The sequence below is a fragment of the Pseudoalteromonas luteoviolacea S2607 genome, assembly GCF_001625575.1.
GTDB classification, from domain to species: domain Bacteria; phylum Pseudomonadota; class Gammaproteobacteria; order Enterobacterales; family Alteromonadaceae; genus Pseudoalteromonas; species Pseudoalteromonas luteoviolacea_E.
Map to the genome: position 1 here is coordinate 105,857 of NZ_AUXV01000073.1, position 19,009 is coordinate 124,865.

14 protein-coding genes are annotated in these 19,009 nt (G+C 41.6%); 7 read left to right on the top strand and 7 right to left on the bottom strand.

What is annotated here, in order from left to right:
* Positions 1 to 34 precede the first annotated feature (34 nt).
* From N480_RS23950 to N480_RS23960, 3 genes are all read left to right on the top strand, one after another.
* Entirely contained in the window at positions 35 to 1,366 is a 1,332-nt protein-coding gene (locus tag N480_RS23950) for a dihydroorotase (protein ID WP_063374957.1), read from the top strand.
* A 417-nt stretch (positions 1,367 to 1,783) separates the two neighbouring features.
* Positions 1,784 to 2,389, top strand: coding sequence for a porin family protein (locus N480_RS23955; protein WP_063374958.1), 606 nt, complete (start codon positions 1,784 to 1,786; stop codon positions 2,387 to 2,389).
* A gap of 490 nt (positions 2,390 to 2,879) precedes the next feature.
* The gene (locus tag N480_RS23960) at positions 2,880 to 5,978 is read left to right on the top strand and encodes a hypothetical protein (RefSeq protein WP_063374959.1); all 3,099 of its coding nucleotides are present in this window, start codon (positions 2,880 to 2,882) and stop codon (positions 5,976 to 5,978) included.
* Positions 5,979 to 6,018: 40 nt separating this feature from the next.
* Here the strand turns inward: N480_RS23960 and N480_RS23965 are convergent, their stop codons facing one another.
* The 3 genes from N480_RS23965 to codB form a co-directional block, all read right to left on the bottom strand.
* Entirely contained in the window at positions 6,019 to 6,900 is an 882-nt protein-coding gene (locus N480_RS23965; protein WP_063375130.1) for a bile acid:sodium symporter family protein, read from the bottom strand.
* A 238-nt stretch (positions 6,901 to 7,138) separates the two neighbouring features.
* On the bottom strand, positions 7,139 to 9,766 hold the full coding sequence (locus N480_RS23970) for a TonB-dependent receptor domain-containing protein (RefSeq protein WP_063374960.1): 2,628 nt from the start codon (positions 9,764 to 9,766) through the stop codon (positions 7,139 to 7,141).
* 130 nt (positions 9,767 to 9,896) lie between these two features.
* On the bottom strand, positions 9,897 to 11,105 hold the full coding sequence (gene codB, locus N480_RS23975; RefSeq protein WP_063374961.1) for a cytosine permease: 1,209 nt from the start codon (positions 11,103 to 11,105) through the stop codon (positions 9,897 to 9,899).
* Between the two features lie 149 nt (positions 11,106 to 11,254).
* Between codB and N480_RS23980 the strand changes: the two genes are divergently transcribed.
* A complete protein-coding gene (locus tag N480_RS23980) occupies positions 11,255 to 12,484 on the top strand; it encodes a DEAD/DEAH box helicase (protein WP_063374962.1) in 1,230 nt (409 codons plus the stop codon).
* A gap of 107 nt (positions 12,485 to 12,591) precedes the next feature.
* On the opposite strand, the gene N480_RS23985 is transcribed toward N480_RS23980, so the two are convergent.
* Positions 12,592 to 13,065 carry a hypothetical protein gene (locus tag N480_RS23985; protein WP_063374963.1) on the bottom strand — a complete coding sequence of 158 codons (474 nt, stop codon included), beginning with the start codon at positions 13,063 to 13,065 and terminating at the stop codon, positions 12,592 to 12,594.
* 243 nt (positions 13,066 to 13,308) lie between these two features.
* Between N480_RS23985 and N480_RS23990 the strand changes: the two genes are divergently transcribed.
* Positions 13,309 to 13,872: a DUF6817 domain-containing protein gene (locus N480_RS23990; protein WP_063374964.1), complete on the top strand. Its 564-nt coding sequence runs from the start codon at positions 13,309 to 13,311 to the stop codon at positions 13,870 to 13,872.
* Between the two features lie 291 nt (positions 13,873 to 14,163).
* The gene (locus N480_RS23995; protein WP_063374965.1) at positions 14,164 to 14,940 is read left to right on the top strand and encodes a hypothetical protein; all 777 of its coding nucleotides are present in this window, start codon (positions 14,164 to 14,166) and stop codon (positions 14,938 to 14,940) included.
* On the opposite strand, the gene N480_RS25545 is transcribed toward N480_RS23995, so the two are convergent.
* Positions 14,926 to 15,099, bottom strand: coding sequence for a hypothetical protein (locus N480_RS25545; protein ID WP_155732948.1), 174 nt, complete (start codon positions 15,097 to 15,099; stop codon positions 14,926 to 14,928). The two genes, N480_RS23995 and N480_RS25545, sit on opposite strands and share 15 nt — an antisense overlap.
* Before the next feature lie 130 nt (positions 15,100 to 15,229).
* On the opposite strand from N480_RS25545, the gene N480_RS24000 reads away from it, so the two are divergent.
* Positions 15,230 to 16,213: a hypothetical protein gene (locus N480_RS24000; RefSeq protein ID WP_063374966.1), complete on the top strand. Its 984-nt coding sequence runs from the start codon at positions 15,230 to 15,232 to the stop codon at positions 16,211 to 16,213.
* 67 nt (positions 16,214 to 16,280) lie between these two features.
* On the opposite strand, the gene N480_RS24005 is transcribed toward N480_RS24000, so the two are convergent.
* Positions 16,281 to 17,936, bottom strand: a complete 1,656-nt coding sequence (locus N480_RS24005; RefSeq protein ID WP_063374967.1) for an alpha-keto acid decarboxylase family protein — start codon at positions 17,934 to 17,936, stop codon at positions 16,281 to 16,283.
* Between the two features lie 31 nt (positions 17,937 to 17,967).
* Positions 17,968 to 18,798 (bottom strand): hypothetical protein, encoded by an 831-nt coding sequence (locus N480_RS24010; protein ID WP_063374968.1) that lies wholly within the window; start codon positions 18,796 to 18,798, stop codon positions 17,968 to 17,970.
* Positions 18,799 to 19,009: the final 211 nt, after the last annotated feature.

Consider the following 19,009-nt stretch of genomic DNA (forward strand, 5'->3'; position numbering starts at 1 on the left):
TGTTTTATTAACACTTTCTAAAGGTGAAGTATCTATGGCGAATATTCTTTTAAAAAATGCGCAACTGATTAATGAAGGTAAAGTTGAACAATGCGATGTGCGTATTGTTGGGAAAAGGATTGACAAAATAGCGCCAGAAATTATGGCCACTGGTATCGAGCAGATCATTGATTTGGAGGGTGACTTTTTATTGCCAGGCATGATCGATGATCAAGTGCATTTCAGAGAGCCTGGCCTTGATTGGAAAGGCACAATTGGTAGTGAGTCTCGAGCAGCTATTGCAGGCGGCATTACCAGTTACATGGAAATGCCAAACGTCAGCCCTGCAACAACAGATCAACTCGCGGTCATGAATAAACATCAAATTGCAGCGCGCACTTCTGCGGCAAACTACTCATTTTACTTGGGGGCAACTCCGGACAACTTAGATGAGATCAAAGCCTGTGATCCTAGTTTAGTCTGCGGTGTGAAAGTGTTTATGGGTGCATCTACTGGAGATTTACTGGTCGAGCACCCGAGTGCACTGGAGGCCATTTTCAGGGAATGCCCAGTACTTATCGCGACTCACTGTGAAAAAGGGGACGTGATAGCAAGTAATTTAGCGAAGTTGGGCAACAGGGAGCTAACAATACAAGATCACCCCGTGATTAGAGATGCTAACGCATGCTATCAGTCATCTTCATATGCAGTAGAGCTTGCTAAAAAGTATGGTACGCAGCTACATGTGTTACATATAACGACTGCTAAAGAAATGGACCTTTTTGAGCCGGGCCCAATAGATGGCAAACAAATTACCGCAGAAGCTTGTGTACACCATTTGTGGTTTAACCAAACGGATTACGACCGTTTAGGTAATTTAATCAAGTGTAATCCTGCGATTAAAGCAGAGTCAGATAGACTGGCATTAATTGAAGCATTGACTAGCGGCAGACTAGATATTATTGCCACTGACCATGCTCCACACACATGGGAAGAAAAGCAGCAGGCCTTTGCTAAAGCACCAGCCGGTTTGCCTTTGGTACAACACGCTCTGCTGACTTTATTTGACCAAGTTCAGCAAGGCAATATGACTTTGCCCCAAGTGGTGGAAAAAACCGCGCATAATCCAGCAAAGCGTTACAAAGTTAAAGAACGAGGATTTGTAAGAGAAGGGTATTTTGCTGATTTGGCTGTGATCAGTGCTAAAGCTGGTGAGCGCGTGAGGCACGACAATACGCTTTACCATTGTCAGTGGTCTCCATTCGTAGGACACCAATTTTCACATCAAATACGCTACACGTTTGTAAATGGTGAGTGTGTCTACCGTGATGGAGAAGTGATAGACGTGGCTGACAATGCAATGCCACTGGTATTTGACAGGCCTTAACTTGCGAAAGGTGGTAGCGTCATTGCTGCCACCCACTGAGGCCCTTACTAGCCAGTTTCTTAAAACTTCCTATATTCCCTTGCTTTAGGGTTTAAAGTAATCAGACAGCTAACGCACGCTCTTTACTCGAATGATAGTTTTACTTTCTACGCAGACGAGGTAATCGATTTTCATTAAAATTGACTGGCGGTATTAAAAATAATTAACTTTATGGTGTTTTTTATTTAAAAAATTAATATTTTAATCTTATTGATGTTCCATTTGTATTAAATGCCGCTCTTTTTAGTTGTTTTTTTATTCATTTAAATTTTACCTTACACTTTTTTACAAAGGTGTTTTTGTTTTTATGGTTAAATCCTTTTCGATTTTAATAAATTAAACCTACAGATTTTAAATTGCAGGGTAAAAGGAATTTAAATGAATAAAATACTTCCAATATCTATCTTAAGCCTAAGTACTTTTTTTGCTTCTGGTGTTCAAGCCAGCGATGAAAGCGATAACGGATTCTATACAGGTGCTTTCTATAACACTCAATCTATTTCAATATTCTCAGATGATCGCGATTTTAAGGTGGCGGGGCTTGTAGGTGGCTACCAATTCAATAAGAATTTCTCAGTTGAATCGCGCTATGGCAAGGGGATTTCGGGCCACGACAATACCACTTTTCTTGAAAACTATGATTATAAGGAAGATATAAACTATCAACTTTCACTATCAGCCAAAGCAGCCTATTATTTTACAGATGACTTTAAGGTTTACGGTATGTTGGGGTACACTGATACAGAGCTCAAAATTTCTACAGTGGCAGGCATCTATATTGATGATGTGTTTCAAGGCCATCGTGCGGCAAAAATATATGAAGATGTGAGTGGGCTTAGCTATGGCATTGGTATTAGTTATGCGTTTAGTGAGCAGTTTGCTGTATTTTTAGATCATCAAAGATTACCTGATTTTGACGTTGGCCGACCTGAAGATTCTTTCCGTTGGGATAGCACAACATTGGGTATTACTTACTCATTTTAAGTAATTTCAATTCTTATGTGGGGTTACATATTAAGTGAGTAATCCCATTTCTCGTTTCGTTGAATTAAGCCGTGTTTTAAGATGGCACATTCTCTTTCGTTATAATTTTTATGGTAGTTTTCTGTTTTAATTTTACTTATTGGGATAAGAAGCTTCCCCATTTGTGCTTTAAGTTAATTAATGGTGATAAATTTTAAATGGTGTTTTTTTTACTATGTGGTGTTCTATTTTTTAAATCTGGTGTGGTTAAGTGTTGTTCGTTTTATATAAAACTAAACTTTATAATATATTGGTATTTTAAGTGTGTTTTTATGGGTTTATTCAGTTTTACATTTTGAGTTTCTTTAGCAAATATCTCCGTTAGAATTCCTCACTTCATACTCGTAAAAAGAGTCTAGAACTCGTTATTTCACTTTAACGTTTATTGTTGCTCAATGTCTAAGGTACAGTTATTTTAAGCTGTGGCTTTAATTACGAGTAAGGATTGCACATGCCCATATTAGATACGCTTCCGCATATGATTTTACCTTATTTAGACTTTGCTGGTGTACTGGAAGGTCTAGACGCAGAGCTGAAAGAGCTTGAACAGAAGATTCAAAAGGTGGCAGAGAATAGGGCGTGGGATGAATTCACTAATTCACTCTTAGCGATAGAACGATGCAAAGAAGTGTTCCAACAGCCACGGTGGTGGGAAGACTTTACTGACCTGTTTGACATGGTAGACCAACTCATTTTGTGGTTAAAATCACGTGATGAAGAGAGTTACAAAACCCTGTTAGAGACGAGCGCTTATCAAAATTGGTCTAAATTAAGGTGCTCGTGGGTTGATATCACGCAATCAATAGGGGAGCAATCACTGGTTATCAATGAGTCGATTAGTCATGCAGAAGAATTCGGCTTTAAGCGACCTATGCAGCAATTGAGTGTTGCAGATCTCAGCTTTGGCTTGTTTATCAATACAGGTGCCCGTTTTAAATGGGAGGTGTTGCATCAATCTCATGCCCATGACTTGTTTGGATCTACCTTATGCCGTGAAGCGGCTATTGTGTCACATTATTTAAAGGCCTCAATCGGTTTGAAGGCATCAGTGCAAGCCCATGCGAGCGTTATACAAGTTGCCGGCAGCACAAAAAGTGATGTAACGCTTGAGATGACCGCGTTCTATCAAACGTCAGCTCGAAATAAAACCTGTACTGTATTACATGCCATGAGTGCAACGCCAATTATTCCTTGGAGCCTTGGCTGTGTCAGCGAGGCCATACAGTGTCCCAACCACCTTGGAGAAATGGAGGGGTATCGAGCATTTAATGTGATTCGCAAAGCTTCTCTCTCACTACAAGGAGAGTTGGCAGTTGGAAGGTCGATCAGCACATTTTCAAAAACTGCAGGTCAGCCAGTTGATATTGATGTGAGCGCAAGATTAAAAATAACAAAGCATGTTGCTGTGGCTGGTGAGATTGAGCTTCAAATTTTTAAAAGTCCTACCAATCAATTATCAATTCGGGTGAAAAAAGCAGTGCGGGACGCCGATGAAAATCGAGCTAGTTTGGCTGTGGGTGGGCGAATAACGGGTTTAGATGCACTCGCAAGTCATCAACTAGAAAAGCTGCTTGGTTACGGCGATAGACTTGTACAGTCTCTAGAGGTGTACAGTAATGTCGGTCAATACTTAGCTGATAACTTAAGTACCAGGACGAAAAACAGTGAATGGGCTTCGCACTTGAACACATTGTTTTTGAGTCACGATCAAAAAAGGCAATCACTCAATGAAGCCGTTGGCGATGCTATCAAATTGGTATTTGAAAAGCTGAATTTTAGCCTATCTACAGCAACAGACGATTTCACACGAGAATTGACAGAGCAATTGACGCGAACCTTTGGTATAGATCTACAAGAGATAGTCGGCAACCCAGCAAAAGAGAGCGTATTTTATGGCATTCAAAACTTGATAAAGGAAGAAGTTGAAAGGGTCAAGGGCGAGTTTTTACATGCAGCTTGTCAGTTGCATCAGGACGTGCAAGCAGGTTCACAAGCAGCACTTAAACCTATCAAAAAAATCAGCAAAAATGCCCAGGCACTTATTGAAGATACAAGCGTGACGGCCGTTGAGTTGTATGAGAAATTAGCCCAAGAATATACAAAGACTAAAAATAGAATAAAAGTCGCGTTGTCTCGCGCAGCGGATATACAGCTAAATTTGCACTACCAGTCGACAAGCAGTCATGTGAATTCGCTTGACCAAAGTTTCACCATTGTACTCAAAGATTCAACTTCAGAGTCAGTTTCGAGGTTATATCGCAGTTTGGTAGTTGGCAATGACGACGCGGTATCAACGTTAATTATGAGTTTGAGTAAAGTAGGCGTAATTGAGTACCAAGCTGATTCATTGTCGCTCACAAACGTAACGAAAAACGAAATTTCTCTTGGCATAAATGTTTTGGGGTATGACATTGATAATGTATCAGACGCTGTCAGCGATCTTCAATTACATATCGACCCGATGGGTAAAATTATGCTTGTCCACACGCATAACTTAAGTAAGCAAGCGCGTGGTTTTGACGAGGCACGAAAAGCTTGTTTTAACTTTAGTTATGGATTTGCACAGGCTGCGCTCGAACAACAATGTCACGGGGCACTCTCGTTTAGCTACTCTAATCTTGATCACAACTTGCATAGCGCAGCGGAGTTGCGGTCAGTATTAACGGCTTTGACACTATCGCACTTTAATGCGCAATTATCACAAAGTGGATTTGGCTTTTTACCTTTGGTAAGTCAAGTTGAAGCAGAGAATGCGTTGAATATGTTTGAGCAGTACACTCACCCTTCAGCTGGAAAGGGTATTCAATATCATTCGAGTGATAGTCATAGCAACATATTAATCACCCTGCGTGCAGGTCGTTATATCTATAACCAGTTACTTTCTCTTGATGATACGCGGTTGTTTGATACCGCTTTTAAGGCATTACTCTTTTCTGAAAAGGGTCGATATAGAAACCGAGGTTGGCGTGAATATAGCCAAGGTTTACGAAATATTATTGCTGCATATACACGGTTAAAGCCGCGTTTTCACGATACAGCAAACTTGTATCGTCATTTAGGAGAAAGCAACTCTTTAGACTATAAATTGATTCGATCAGAGTTGGCTTCCAGCCGTCACTATCAAGATTACTTTGGTTACTATGATGATACAGATTGGCGGGCAATATCAAAACGCTTAGCACTGTTATTTCGTAAAGCTGCTGCATTGCGCGACATTTTTGTGGAGCTGCAAAAAATAGCGCGGTATATCACTGATTTGCCAGAATATGTATCTCATGCTTTGGCTAAGCAGCTTATGCATAATATAAATATCAGCAATCAAAAAATTGAACGTTGTCTGGAGGAATGGATTCAGGTTGACGGAGTATTTCAAGCCTTGCTGAAAGATTTAGGCATGGCTTTTGGCGTGAATTTAAGTGGCATTAACACCACGCTGCTTCTATTTATGGTGCTTTTGCAACGCACACTTCGACAAGATAACCTGTTTGCGGTCACCATTGAACTTCAGAAAAACGATGACTCCCATCGCAGTGTGATTTGTGTTTCTTAACGGCCCAATTACGGGAAGATAAAAAGCCCATAAGGGCTTTTTAGACCGAAGCGCTGGATTCGACCTGAGGCGCGGAGCGCCTAACCCAAGCGACAAAAACCCCTGCACTAACAAACATAAATAAACCATAAATACTGGGGGCAATTGACATCACCTCATCTTTTAGCAAACCAGTGGTTACTAATAGGGCCAAGGTACCATTTTGCAAGCCGACCTCTAAAGTAACTGTGCGAGTTTGCGCACGGTTGTGGAGGTAAAGCGTTGCCACGGCATATCCCATAAGCATGGTAATTAAGTTAAGAACAATTACAGCGGGACCTGCCATGACAATATAGTCAATAAGCTTATCACCCAGCTGAATACATATACTGAGTATCACTAAAAGAAGCACCGCCACTGAGAACCAATTAATATAGGGGCCTGCTTTTTTTGCAGACGTAGGCCACTTAGCCCGAATGCCCATACCGATGATGACTGGGATAACACCTACTACCATGAGCTGTAACCACGCTTTTAAAATAGGGAAATCTATCTTATCACTACCTTGGCCATAAAACCCGATGGCCCAAGCTGCCATAAACGGCAGTATAAAGGGGGTGATAAACCCCACGACAGCCGTTAACGAAACGGATAATCCAACATCTCCTTTGGCAAGATAGGTGTAGAGGTTTGATGTGGTTCCCCCAGGGCATAAGGCGAGTATAAATAATCCGATTGCTAATTCTGCACTTAGACCGGTCACTGCAATGACTGCAATGGCCATTAACGGCAGAAGTAATAGTTGACATGCAGCGCCAACAAAAAAGCTCTTGGGCTGCTTTAAAACCCGATAGAAGTCTTGTGTAGTAAGGCTAAGACCCACGCCGATCATGATTAAAATAAGTGCTATCGGAAGACCTACTTCTATTAAGTTGGGGGGCATGTTTAATAATCCGTCTTGTTTGGTTAACGCTAAGCTTAGCAAGGCAAATGTTGATTATATATTACTCTTTTAGAATTACATTTAGATTTTGCCTTACCTGAAGAAGGGCTAAAGGCGTTGACCTGCCTTTGATAGTTACAGTTGACTAGTATGTAAAAGCAACATGGAAAAGACAAGGTAAAACTAGCCACTTATTACATTCATAAGTGGCTAGCGAGCAGTTGTTCATATTGGCTAATTAAAACGTATAGTCCAGCTTCAAATAACCTCGTCTACCAACAGTATCGTAGGTGAATACATCGGTGTTAGCGTCGTTCCACGAAGTTAAAAATGGTGGCTGCTTATCAAAAAGATTATCGATTCCAAATGACAGCTTCAGTGCTTGGCTCACCGAGTAGCTTGCTTGAACATCATGGTAAATGATGCTTGGTACACTGCTGCCTATTGGACCACCTCCGTTTTCGTCTTGCGCTTTACCTATGTACTGAATGCTGTAAGTGCCTTGCCACTGGGTGTAAGACAAAGTAGCAGATAAGTTAGATTTCCATTTGGTATAACTGCCTCTGTCAGATGTTATTACCCCTAATAATTGCTCTGTTTCAGCGCCCGCAAAAGCGGTATTTTTATGTTCTAGTAATCTGGTTGTTTCCCAGTTAACACGGTACTCAAGTGAATTAACAGCCGAGCTAAAGTTGAGGTTAAGGTCTAGGCCAGCTACTTGCTCATTTGACGTATTCATTGGGCGCTTTTCAAGCGCCGTAATTTGGAAGGTAATTGGGTCTCTTGTAAAGCTGTTACAGTATGCTTGATATGCAACAGGGTCGCTATAACACAGGCGCAACATATTTGACCCAGACACAGTGTTGATGGCGTTATCAACTTCGATATTGAAATAATCTAGCGTTGCTGATAAATGCGCTGATTGATACACCAAGCCAAATGTTATGGTATCGGCAGTTTCAGGGCCTACTTCAGGGTTACCACCAACACCGGTACGAATTGTTGAACCATCTTGAGTAAAATCTTCTGGTATACCAGCCAACAAACAATTACGTAAAATTTCGCCAGTGGCGCTATCACAAGGATCCATAGTGATGAGGTTTTCAACGTTTGTACCACCAAACTGTTCAGTGATAGTAGGGGTTCTAAATGCAGTGGAGCGCACTGTACGCAATAAAAATTGCTCGTTTACTCGCCAGGTTATGCCAAGTTTGTAGGTTGTTTTTGCGTCGACATGCTCATGATCAGAATAACGTGCTGCAATATCCGCTTTTATCGCATCTGCATATGCAGCGTTACTAATAAGGGGAACTGACAGTTCTAAGAATGCCTCTTTGACGTTTGAGTGCCCTGAGATTGGGTCTTCTTCACCGTTTCGCATTGCAATCGCATCAGGGTTTCGCCATCCTTTCTCTTTTCGGTACGCTGCCCCTGTCGCAAAAGCCAAAGTGCCAGCGGGTAATTCAGCAATATCACCACTTAAATCAAAGCTTAGAGATTGGAGTTGATTTCCGCCTGTACCTTCTCGTTGGTAAGTAACATAGTTGATGACTTGCTCAGAGAGTTCCCCTACACCAAAATAATCTCCACATGGGATGGCGGCATCTTTTGATGTACTACATATATCACCATTTAGGGTTTGCGCGACTCGCTCATCATCAAAGTCATAACTCCATCCGTCAGTGCCTGTATTTCTTCCATAATTATAAGACGCTTGCCAAATCCAGTTGTTATTTAACTCACCGGATAAACTCAATGCACCTTGAAATGTATCCGTTTCTTGATAGAACTCTGGATTAGGTGCTTCGATATTCCTGCGGCGCTTGAGCGTCAGGTCTTGAGCTGTTGGGTTATAGACAAAATCAGAGGCTACATCGACAGACTTAAACCCTCTGGGAGTGACGATTTGGTCTGAGCGACGGTTTGCATAAAGGAGTGAGGTGTTAAGCTGCAGGCTGTCAGAGAGCGCATAATCGATGAAAGTTGCTAAGTTGAGACGCTCCATTGGGTTGTATGAGTTTAGAGACTCAAACCAATTATAGCCATGCAACGCGTTGTTGTAGTCTTCAAATTGGTTGCCGTCGCTATCAGGGTTTTGATTGAATTGTACTTCTCGACCGTCCGACAGTCTTGCACGACCACCAATCGTAGTGCCAGAGTAAATACAATTTAGTTTACCGCCTGACTCACTGAGCGGGCATGGGTTTCGCGTGGATTGCAGTGCATTTCCATTGTCGACATAGTTTACATTGACCGTCACATGCCCACGCTCAAACTCGCTGCCTAATGTGATGTTCAGCTCCGTATTTTCGGCATCTTTTTTACTGCTTTGTCCAAATTTAGCGCTGAGATGCGCACCACTAAAATCGGACTTTGTAATGATGTTTACCACGCCAGCCACGGCATCTGCACCGTAGATGGCTGACGCACCATCTTTAAGAATATCAATGCGCTTAACCAACCCCATTGGGATCATATTAAGGTCTGGACTGTCATTTGCGCCTGTGCCCCCTGCGACCAGCCGCTTGCCGTTGAGTAAAACGAGGGTTCTTTTGATACCCATACCACGCAAGTTGACCTGTGCGGTAGCATAACCATTGCTGGTCCAGTATGCGTTAGTGGCGTTGCCAGCAGGACCGGCGGATGCACTTAAACTTTGCAGTACTTCTTCTAAGTTTGAGACACCAGTCAGTGCTAAATCATCAGCGGTGAGCGTGGTAATTGGGCTGGCTGACTCAAGATCAATGTTTTTAATTTTAGAGCCGGTCACCTCAAAATGCTCTATTTGGTTAGTTTGTTCGGCTACAGCAACTTGAGAAATACCCAGAGCGAAAAATACAAGAGAAATTTTTGAATACGAAAACATAAAGACAACTCACTGAAAAAACTGCGGCGAGTATAAAGAACTTATAAGAGCTTGAGATGTGACATATTGTCGCACTCCAAAAGTTTTTTATTTTATACAGTTAGCAGTTTTTCAGTGGTTGAAATGAATGTTACCGGACAACTTTTTGAAGCAAATAAAAACTACTTAAACTGACCAACACAGCATTGATTGGGACAATACCGGGCATCCAATGTCCTGCGGCAATGCCTAATACAACACTTATAATTGCCAGCCAATTAATGGCTTTAAATTCATTATGTTCAAAATCTTCATAGGCTGCACTGTGACTAAAGTAATGGGCGATGATCACGCCTCCAATAGGCGGAATCGCGGCAGATAGAAACACTAGCCAATCTACAAAATGATTGTAGAGCCACAGAGCGCATAAAGTACCGACTGCGCCATTGACGATACTGAGGTATTTACTGGGTAGCCCTGTAATGTTGGCAAACCCTAAGCTAGAAGCGTAGAGTGCATTATCATTGGTCGTCCAAATGTTTAAGCCAAGGACGATAATCGCGGGTAATATGAGGCCTTGGAGCATCAGTACTTCTGAAATGTCTGCTTTACCCGTCGCCGCGGCACCCGCACCGCCAAATATAAACATTAAGCTATTACCGACAAAAAACGCGACAATCGTGATGTAAATAGCCACTTTTGCATTCTTACTAAAGCGCATAAAGTCTGCTGTGAGCGTGCCCGCGGAAATAAAAGAGCCAACAACTAAAGTAATTGCTTGGGCCTGACTCAATGGGCTGTCAATTGACCGAGCGGTGAGTTGCTCCAAACCGCCAGCACTTTCTAAGGCCATCCAAACAGAAAAACCGCCCAACAGTGTAATGGCTGGCACGGCAATGGCCGACAAGAACATGAGCGCCGAAATACCAATATACGCTGTGGCGGTCATCAACATACCGGCGATTAAAATAAGGATATTGAGGTCAACTCCCGTCACCTTTTGCACGGGTAAAGCAAACATGGCCACGCCAACACCAAACCAGCCTACCTGTGTGCCCGCGAGTAACAAAGAAGGCAACCAAGAGCCTTTGACTCCAAAAGAGTAACGTGCCAATAAGTGAGTAGACAGTCCTGTTGACGCACCAATATATCCAAGTGTTGCAGTATATATGGCCAAAATACAATTACCTACAGCTATGCTTATCATAAACTGGGTTGAATCTAGACCAACACCTAATTTACCTCCTGTCCACATACTGGCCGAAAAATAAGTTAAACCAAGCATCAACATCAGCATTGAAAGAGAAGCGCGTCTCGCTGTGTTTGGCACAGCTGCTAAATCGTATTCGCGGTCTGCCATAAAATCTCCATGGTGTGATTATGCCCTTAAGTTTAGTGGGATAATGCAGATAAAATATGGAGAAGTCATATTGCGCGAAGGATAAAGTACACAAGAGGAAAGCGTATTTGCTATACTCCGCGCATCTTTAGCAGTATCCATAGGCACATATGTCTTTTCAATCCTTAAATCTCGTTGATGAATTGAATCAAGCACTCACCCACCTTGAGTTTGTTGAGCCCACAGAAATACAAACTTTAAGTATTCCTCTTGTCTTACAAGGGAGTGATTTACTGGCCACAGCTCAAACGGGGACAGGCAAAACAGCGGCCTTTATGCTGCCTATTTTGAATAGATTGATTAGTGCCAGTCATGCTCATCAAGCTGTGCGCGCCCTCGTGCTTGCGCCAACACGAGAGCTTGCGCAACAAGTTGCTAAAGATGCGCGGCGCTTGGCAAAGTTTAGCGAGATAAAAGTAGCGTGTATTTACGGTGGGGCAAATATTGGTCCGCAAGAAAAAATTCTAAAAGAGGGAGCAGACATTGTTGTGGCGACCCCTGGGCGGCTTTTAGATCATATGATCAAAGGCACCTTGTCTTTAAATGCGGTTGAGCAACTCGTATTCGATGAAGCAGATCGTATGTTAGATATGGGGTTTATGGGTGAAATAAAGCGGATCATGCGCAAAATGCCTGAAAATCGTCAAACGTTATTGTTTTCGGCTACCATGGATGACGTTGTCCTCTCACAAGTAAATACTTGGTTGAACAATCCTGAGCGTGTTGGTGTCGAGCAACAAAACAGTACTGCTGATAAGGTAGGGCAGGTATTCTATGCGGTTGATGAAGAGCGTAAAAGAGAGTTAATCGCTCACTTGATTGGCAAGAATAATTGGCAGCAAGTGCTAGTATTTACTCGCACTAAAAAAAGTGCGGATGATTATGCAAAAGAGCTGAACAAAGATGGTTTGGCAACGCTGGCTATTCATGGTGACAAATCGCAAGGTGCCAGAGAACGTGCGCTTGAGCAATTTAAGAATGGTAAAACACGTGTCTTGGTCGCAACCGACGTAGCAGCACGTGGTATTGATATTAAGGCGTTAAACTACGTTATAAATGCTGAGCTGCCTTATGTGGCCGAAGATTACATACATCGCATTGGTCGAACTGGCAGAGCTGGCAATGCTGGGCATTCAATATCATTAGTCAGTATTGATGAGCAGTGGTTACTCGAGGAAATTGAAGTACTCCTGGATACGCGTCTAACACCACAATGGCTAGAGGGATACGAACCAGATTTAACTCGTGAACCTAAAGACAATCGCAAAAACTCATCAAAGTCTCGCAAACAGCGTGATAAAAAACGCATTCTTGGCCAGCGCACAAGAAGAAAGAAATAAAGAGCAAAAAAGCGGGCAGAGGCTTAAGAGCCAATCCACTAACCGTTGCTGCAATTGACTATAGGGATGGGAAAGCATACATGTCGTATGCCCCCATTCTGTTTATTTTAATCTTTAGGCTTGAACAAAGGGACTGGCTTTGCATTTGGTTGGTTAGCAGCTTTGGCAATTTCCTCATAGTTCTGCTTGATGTCAAGGATTAAGGAGTAGGCGCCTTTAGTCGTGATTCTGGTGCCGATCACAAAAGTGCCAATGATATTTACATGCTCATTTGAAATTGTGAAACAAATGGGATTGAGAAACGGTGCGCGTTGAGACTGGGAGATAAATACTGACGAGTAGCAATAATTTCCGGCTTCAAGATAAACTCCTTTCACTTTCTTGTTCATATGAATCGTTCTAACGGACTTATCTGCCATATTTTCAATTTGAAACCGGCCGCCTTTTTCTGAAAGCGTTCTCATTTTGGGCTTGTTTTGCTGGTTCAGCTCTGCCCTATGCACGGTAAATAGCGTATTTGCTTCTTTAGCCATACACGTAGCGCTGAATAACGCTGAGCATATGAGGATCCACTTTTTCATTATAAATTCTCCTTAGAGCTGTAACGCATTACATGTAAACGCACTGCTGCTTATTGTTGTTATTTACCGCAGAATTATAACCTAAAAGTAAACAGGATAAAGAGGTAATTGAATGCCAAACAGAGCGTTATGGGGAGAGCTTAAACTTGTAGCTGTGGCATCAATAAAAAGTGAGCACGCCCTGTTATCAATTTAGAACTTTCAGGTACAATCGAGAGAAAATAATAATAGGTGTGATGAGTTATGGATAAATTTAAAGTGTTACAGGAACTGGGAGCCGGGGATTTTCAGCACCTCGACGGTACTTTGCAATCTCATTTACAGGGTACGGAACGTATTTTGAAAGAGTGGGGAAGTAGTGAGTTGTTGCAGATCGCAGGCTTGTTTCATGCAGCGTATGGCACCGATGGCTTTGACCAAAGTATGGTCTCTTTGGCCCAGCGCAACCGAATTGCCCAATTAATTGGCAAAGAGGAAGAAGCACTGGTTTATCTATATTGTGCATGTGACAGAGACTTTGTATTTCCTCAATTTGGTAGTGACAAGCCTATTCAGTTTAGAAACCGGTTTACAGAGCAAGAGTTTCTTTTAAATGAAGCGGATACATTACTCTTATGTGAGTTAACGGCGGCCAATGAGTTGGAGTTAGTGTGCCGATACGCAGGGTTTAAAGCTCGCCACGGTGTTGGTCTTTTAGATTTATTTAAGCGAATGGACCCTTATTTGAGTGACAATGCACATACTGCATACACTACAATATTAGCGGATCTTGATACCCCAGAAAGCACCCCCTGCCTAGAGGTATAATTGCTTATATGGGGTGAGTTGGCAGCGTTGTATATTGGCGTGTTTTTACGAGAAAATATACAGCGCTAAAGCATGCTTTACCTGATTTAATGGCTTAAATAATCATATTGTTAAATAATGAGCGGAGTGCTTTTAAATATTCCTGATTGGAATTAATATTCATTTTCTATTAAGTGTTAAAAACAAAATCACATAACAATTTAAAATTTTACTTAATGTTCATTTTTAATTCACTGTTCGTGGCATAAATTGATTTTCATGAACTACTCATACAATAAAATGGACTTAAAAATGATTAAACTAAACCACAAATTGTTACTTGGCACTTTACTCACGTTATGCTCGGCATCTAGCTTTGCGAATGATCGAATTGCAGATATGCAATTTTCAGATGGCAACTTTAGAAGTTGTGTACAAACGCAAGCAGATGCCAATGGCTGGACATATACTGATCAAGTCACAGAGCTAAGCTGTAAACAGTCGATGATAAAGCGAGTTGATGAGCTAAAATACTTTTCGTCCCTTGAAAGGTTAAACTTGGCTTTAAACTATATTGAAGATATTGATGTTACAGAAAATAAACTATTGACTAGATTGGAGTTGTCAGCAAACAAGATTAAAAATATTAACCTTAAAAATAACACTAAGTTAGATACGCTTTTTATGTCAGGAAACGACATTACATCAATTGACCTAAGTAATAATAGAGAATTAAAGATATTAGGGATGATGAACAATGCGCTTTACTCGGCTAATTTAACTAACAATACCAAGCTGACTTATGTAGAGCTTGGCTGGAACCAAATTAGTTGGATATCCTTACCAAGTGGTGGTGTGATTACTGAGTTATCTCTGAATAATAATAATTTATCAAGCATTAATACTGATTATTTACCTGAATTAAAAGTCTTACGATTGGGGAAAAATAAAATTAACCGTTTGTCTATTTCAGAAAACCGAAAACTGCTTTTGCTTAATGTTAAATCTAATCCGCTGAATGAATCGACCAAGCAAGAATTGAAAAGCAAACATGCAATCTATAATTTCATTTTCTTAAAAGACTTCTAGCTCTGTTAAACACACGTCGCTGACTTGCCACTTAGGTGGGTCAGCATACTCACCGACTAAAAGAGTCCCCTTTAAAATGGTGTGTTTGCTGCCGAGCAAGTGCACAATGGGTTTACTTCGGGATTTGTCCTTCTTAAAGCCGATTTTTAGTAGTCTCAAACTCGTAAACCTTGCGTTAGTTGCGTTCTGTGACTATGTAATCATTCATGAATTATTGTTGCGTAATTGTGTACCCAATTTAGTTCTGTTATTTTAAGGCTATTAAATACTTATTCTAGGATGAACGGTTGTGTCGAGCTCTGTCGTTTCAAAATTTCCATTGCTTTTCTTTATTGCCATTTCAATTTGGTGGGGGTTTTACTATCAAAGCAACAGCAGCTTGAATGACTTTGGACAAGCAAACTTCGAATTTTTGTATCTACTAGACGCATTTATTGTCTTACCAATTATTTGCTTTTTGGCGGTGAAAAACAAAAAAGAAGCATTACTCAAGGCTGTCACGCTCTGTTGTCTAGCGGTTTGGGTAGGAAGTTACATCATCCCAGAAAGTAGCAAGTTTATCTGGCCCTATTTAGAAAATGGTCGCTATGTTGTTACCGCACTGATTTTATTATTTGAAACGGTTGCCATTATTACAGTAATTCTGGCGATTAAAACGGCACTGTATGACGACGTAGATCCTGACTTGGCAATATCACAGCCCATCGAAAGGGTTTTAGGTAAAGGCGTTGTCGCAGCGATCCTTAATTTTGAAACAAGAATGTGGACATTTGCGTTATTAGCCAAACGCATTAAGTCCGAGAATTATCAAGGCTCAAAGCAGTTTACCTATCATCAGAAAGATGGCGCTCAGAGCAATTTACTTGGTTTTGTGTTTTTAATTGCCTTAGAGATGCCGTTAATGCACCTTCTTCTGCATTTTGTTTGGTCACCAATGGCTGCCAATATTGTCACAGTTTTAAGTGCACTCAGTTTGGTATTCTTTTTAGCTGAGTACCGAGCCTGTGGGAAAAGGCCTATTTCTATTGATGGTCACGATTTGATTATTCGTTATGGTTTGTTTCAGCCATTGAGGGTGTCGCTATTGAATATCAAGCATGTTAACAGTAACGATACGTTCGTTGCCCGTGACAAAAAAATAAAACGCTATAACTATTCGGGTGCGCCAAACGTTGAAATTGTACTGGCAGAACCGATAGGGCAGGTTGAGAGAATTTACTTAGGCGTAGACAATCCGCAGCAATTTATCACTTCGATAAAGCATAAGCAGTAAGTTTGATATCAAAAAATAAGCCAGCTTAGTTATGCTGGCTTACATATTGTCAATTGAAGCAATTAGACTATTTTTTCTTCCATTTAGCATTATCAGGAAGAGATTTAGCGGGTACTTTCACCTGAATAAGAGAAGGCGTATTGGCATTTTCCAGCGCGCCTAAAATGGCCTCATTTAGGTCTTCATAGGTATTAACCTGCCAAGCTTTACAGCCAAATACATCCGCAAGTTTACAGTAATCCCATTGATGTAAAATACAAGAATCAAAAAACGGTTGGTCACTGGAGAAGATTTCTGCATTGTATAACCATTGCTCTACACCATATACGCCATTGTCCATTACAAAAATAATTGGGTTGAGGCCAAACCGTGTCTGCGTCGACAAGCATTGTGGTGTCATTTGAAAACCTCCATCACCGGTAAATATAAACACGCGTTGATGATCTTGCTTAGCTAAACTCATTCCTGTCGCAGCAGGGCCTATATACCCGATGGAAGAATAAGTAGGCTGCGCAACAAAGCCCCTTGGTGTTCCGACTTTTAGTAGCAAGCTGCCAAAAAAGTTAAGGCTTGCATCGCTACCAATTAAGACGTTGTCGCTAATGTACTCTTTGCTTTGAATGAAGTCGTAAAAGCCTTGATAAGAAATATCACCCGAAAAGTTCTGACAGGGCTGTGCCGAAGGCTCTGGAATAGCACAAGGTGATGCGCAGTTAATGGTTTGATTGGTCAACGCGTCCATAAAGTCATTTAATGGAACTTGAGGAACAAAATAAGTGCCTAGTTTAACGGTATCCCAGGCTATTAAAGCGGTTTTATCATAGTCTACGCTTTGGCCTAGCGAGTTAATATCCGATAGCCAGACACCCAACCCAAGAATAAAATCAGATTCCTTGACCAAAGCTTGTGTCACGTCCGATGAAGCCTGCCCATCAAAAACTCCTGCAAATAGTGGGTCGTTTTCTGAGAATACGGCTTTACTGATAAGCTCGGTTACATAAGGCAGATTTAATTTTCTGATTAAAGCATTGGCTTGGTCATGTAGCCCCATTCGGTCGACTTCTGCGCCTAACCAGACGATTGGACGCTCAGCTGCTTCTAACGCTTGTTTAATTTTTGCGATAGATTGCTCTACACCCTGTTCAGAGGGGATGGGTTTTAATGGCTGCAATTGGCCCATAGGCTTTGAACACGGTTGCTGTACCATGTCTTCTAACAGCTCGATGTATGCTGGGCGCTTTTGAGAAATACACTGAGTCAAAGCGTAATCAATTAATTGTGGCGCAAGTTCTGGCGCATCGATTTTAATGGCTGCGGCGGTGATGTTTTTATAAATATTTAAGTCTGTCTCACCGTCGATCATATGGTGATATGTAAATCCGGTCTGTTGGGCTGTCAGACGTTTTTGAACGCTTGGTGCGCCGTTAATCACCACCACGGGTACTCTTTCAGCATAAGAGGCTGCGACCGCATTCACTGCGCTGAGTGTGCCAGCAGAATATGTGAAACACATGGCACCAATGCCATTTAGTCTTGCATAACCGTCGGTTGCATAGCCCGCATTTAGCTCGTTTACTTCTTCTACTAGCTCGATACTACTGGGCTCAATATGTTTATTGATCCACTCAATGGTGTAATCTCCGGCAATGGAGAAAAGGTGTCTCAGGCCAAGTTGCTCAAGTCTTTCGGTGAGGTATTGTCCTACAGTATATTGTGTATCCATGCTGTTCTACCTATGTATTTAGTCAATGAAATTAAAATTCGCTCGCGCCATCAAACAGTCTGGGCAGGTAAATATCGAAAATTGCAGGGCATTGTCGAGTCGGAAATTTTTGCAGCATAAACTGTTTAAACTCCTGATTTTTTAAACCATCATCAATCGCTTGTTTTGCCGCAATTAAATACTTCAGGTTTTCTGTGACTTCTTTTTTATCCGCGGGCGCGCCGTGACCGGGTAAGAATACTTCGTAATCTGATGTCAGCATGTCCTCATACTGTTCCATCCAGTGGTCTAGATATTTAGTGAGATACAAATGTGTTCCACTATAGATAAGATCTTGGGCGATAAACACGCCCAGCTCAGGGAGCTTGAGTGTAATGCCGTAGTCAATTTCAGTATCGATGACGCGTTCAATAACGTATTGCACACCGTCGATATATTCGACACCTGGGCTGACAGGGTTTTGAGGTATGACAACTTTATCAGGCGCTAGGTCACCAAGTTTACCCATATGGTCTTCGCGAGAAGCCTCACCATGCTCTTTCAGAAAATCAATGGTTTCTGGCAAAGTGTAGATCTCAACATCTGCAAAGGCATCACCTAATCCAAACCAGTGATCAGGGTGTCTATGAGACAGATATAGCCGTGCTATGGGTTTCTTTAGATTGTCAGCATACTCCCTAAATTTTTGCGCATAAGGTTTTAAAAACTGACCATCAATCAGGACCAGCACATTTTTACTCTCAATAATGTGCGTTGCATTGGCAATATTATCCCCTTCGTAGGATGAGATGAAGGTGTGTATACGAACATCGCCGCAATGTTTTACGACTATCTTTATGGGGTTGGTGATCGGTATATTCATAACAATTACTCACGGTTTGTCTATGGTAGGGGGGTGTCGATAATACAAAGGTATTTCAGGCGCTGTGGCCAACATGCGTAATTGCATGCTTCGAAGTATGGCAATAAACTGGAGGCCAACTCGTAGATGAATGTAGGTGTTAAGCACACGTGCTTATGCGCTTGAAAAAAAGTGTTACATACAGCCAACTTACCTTGTAAAGAAATATCCA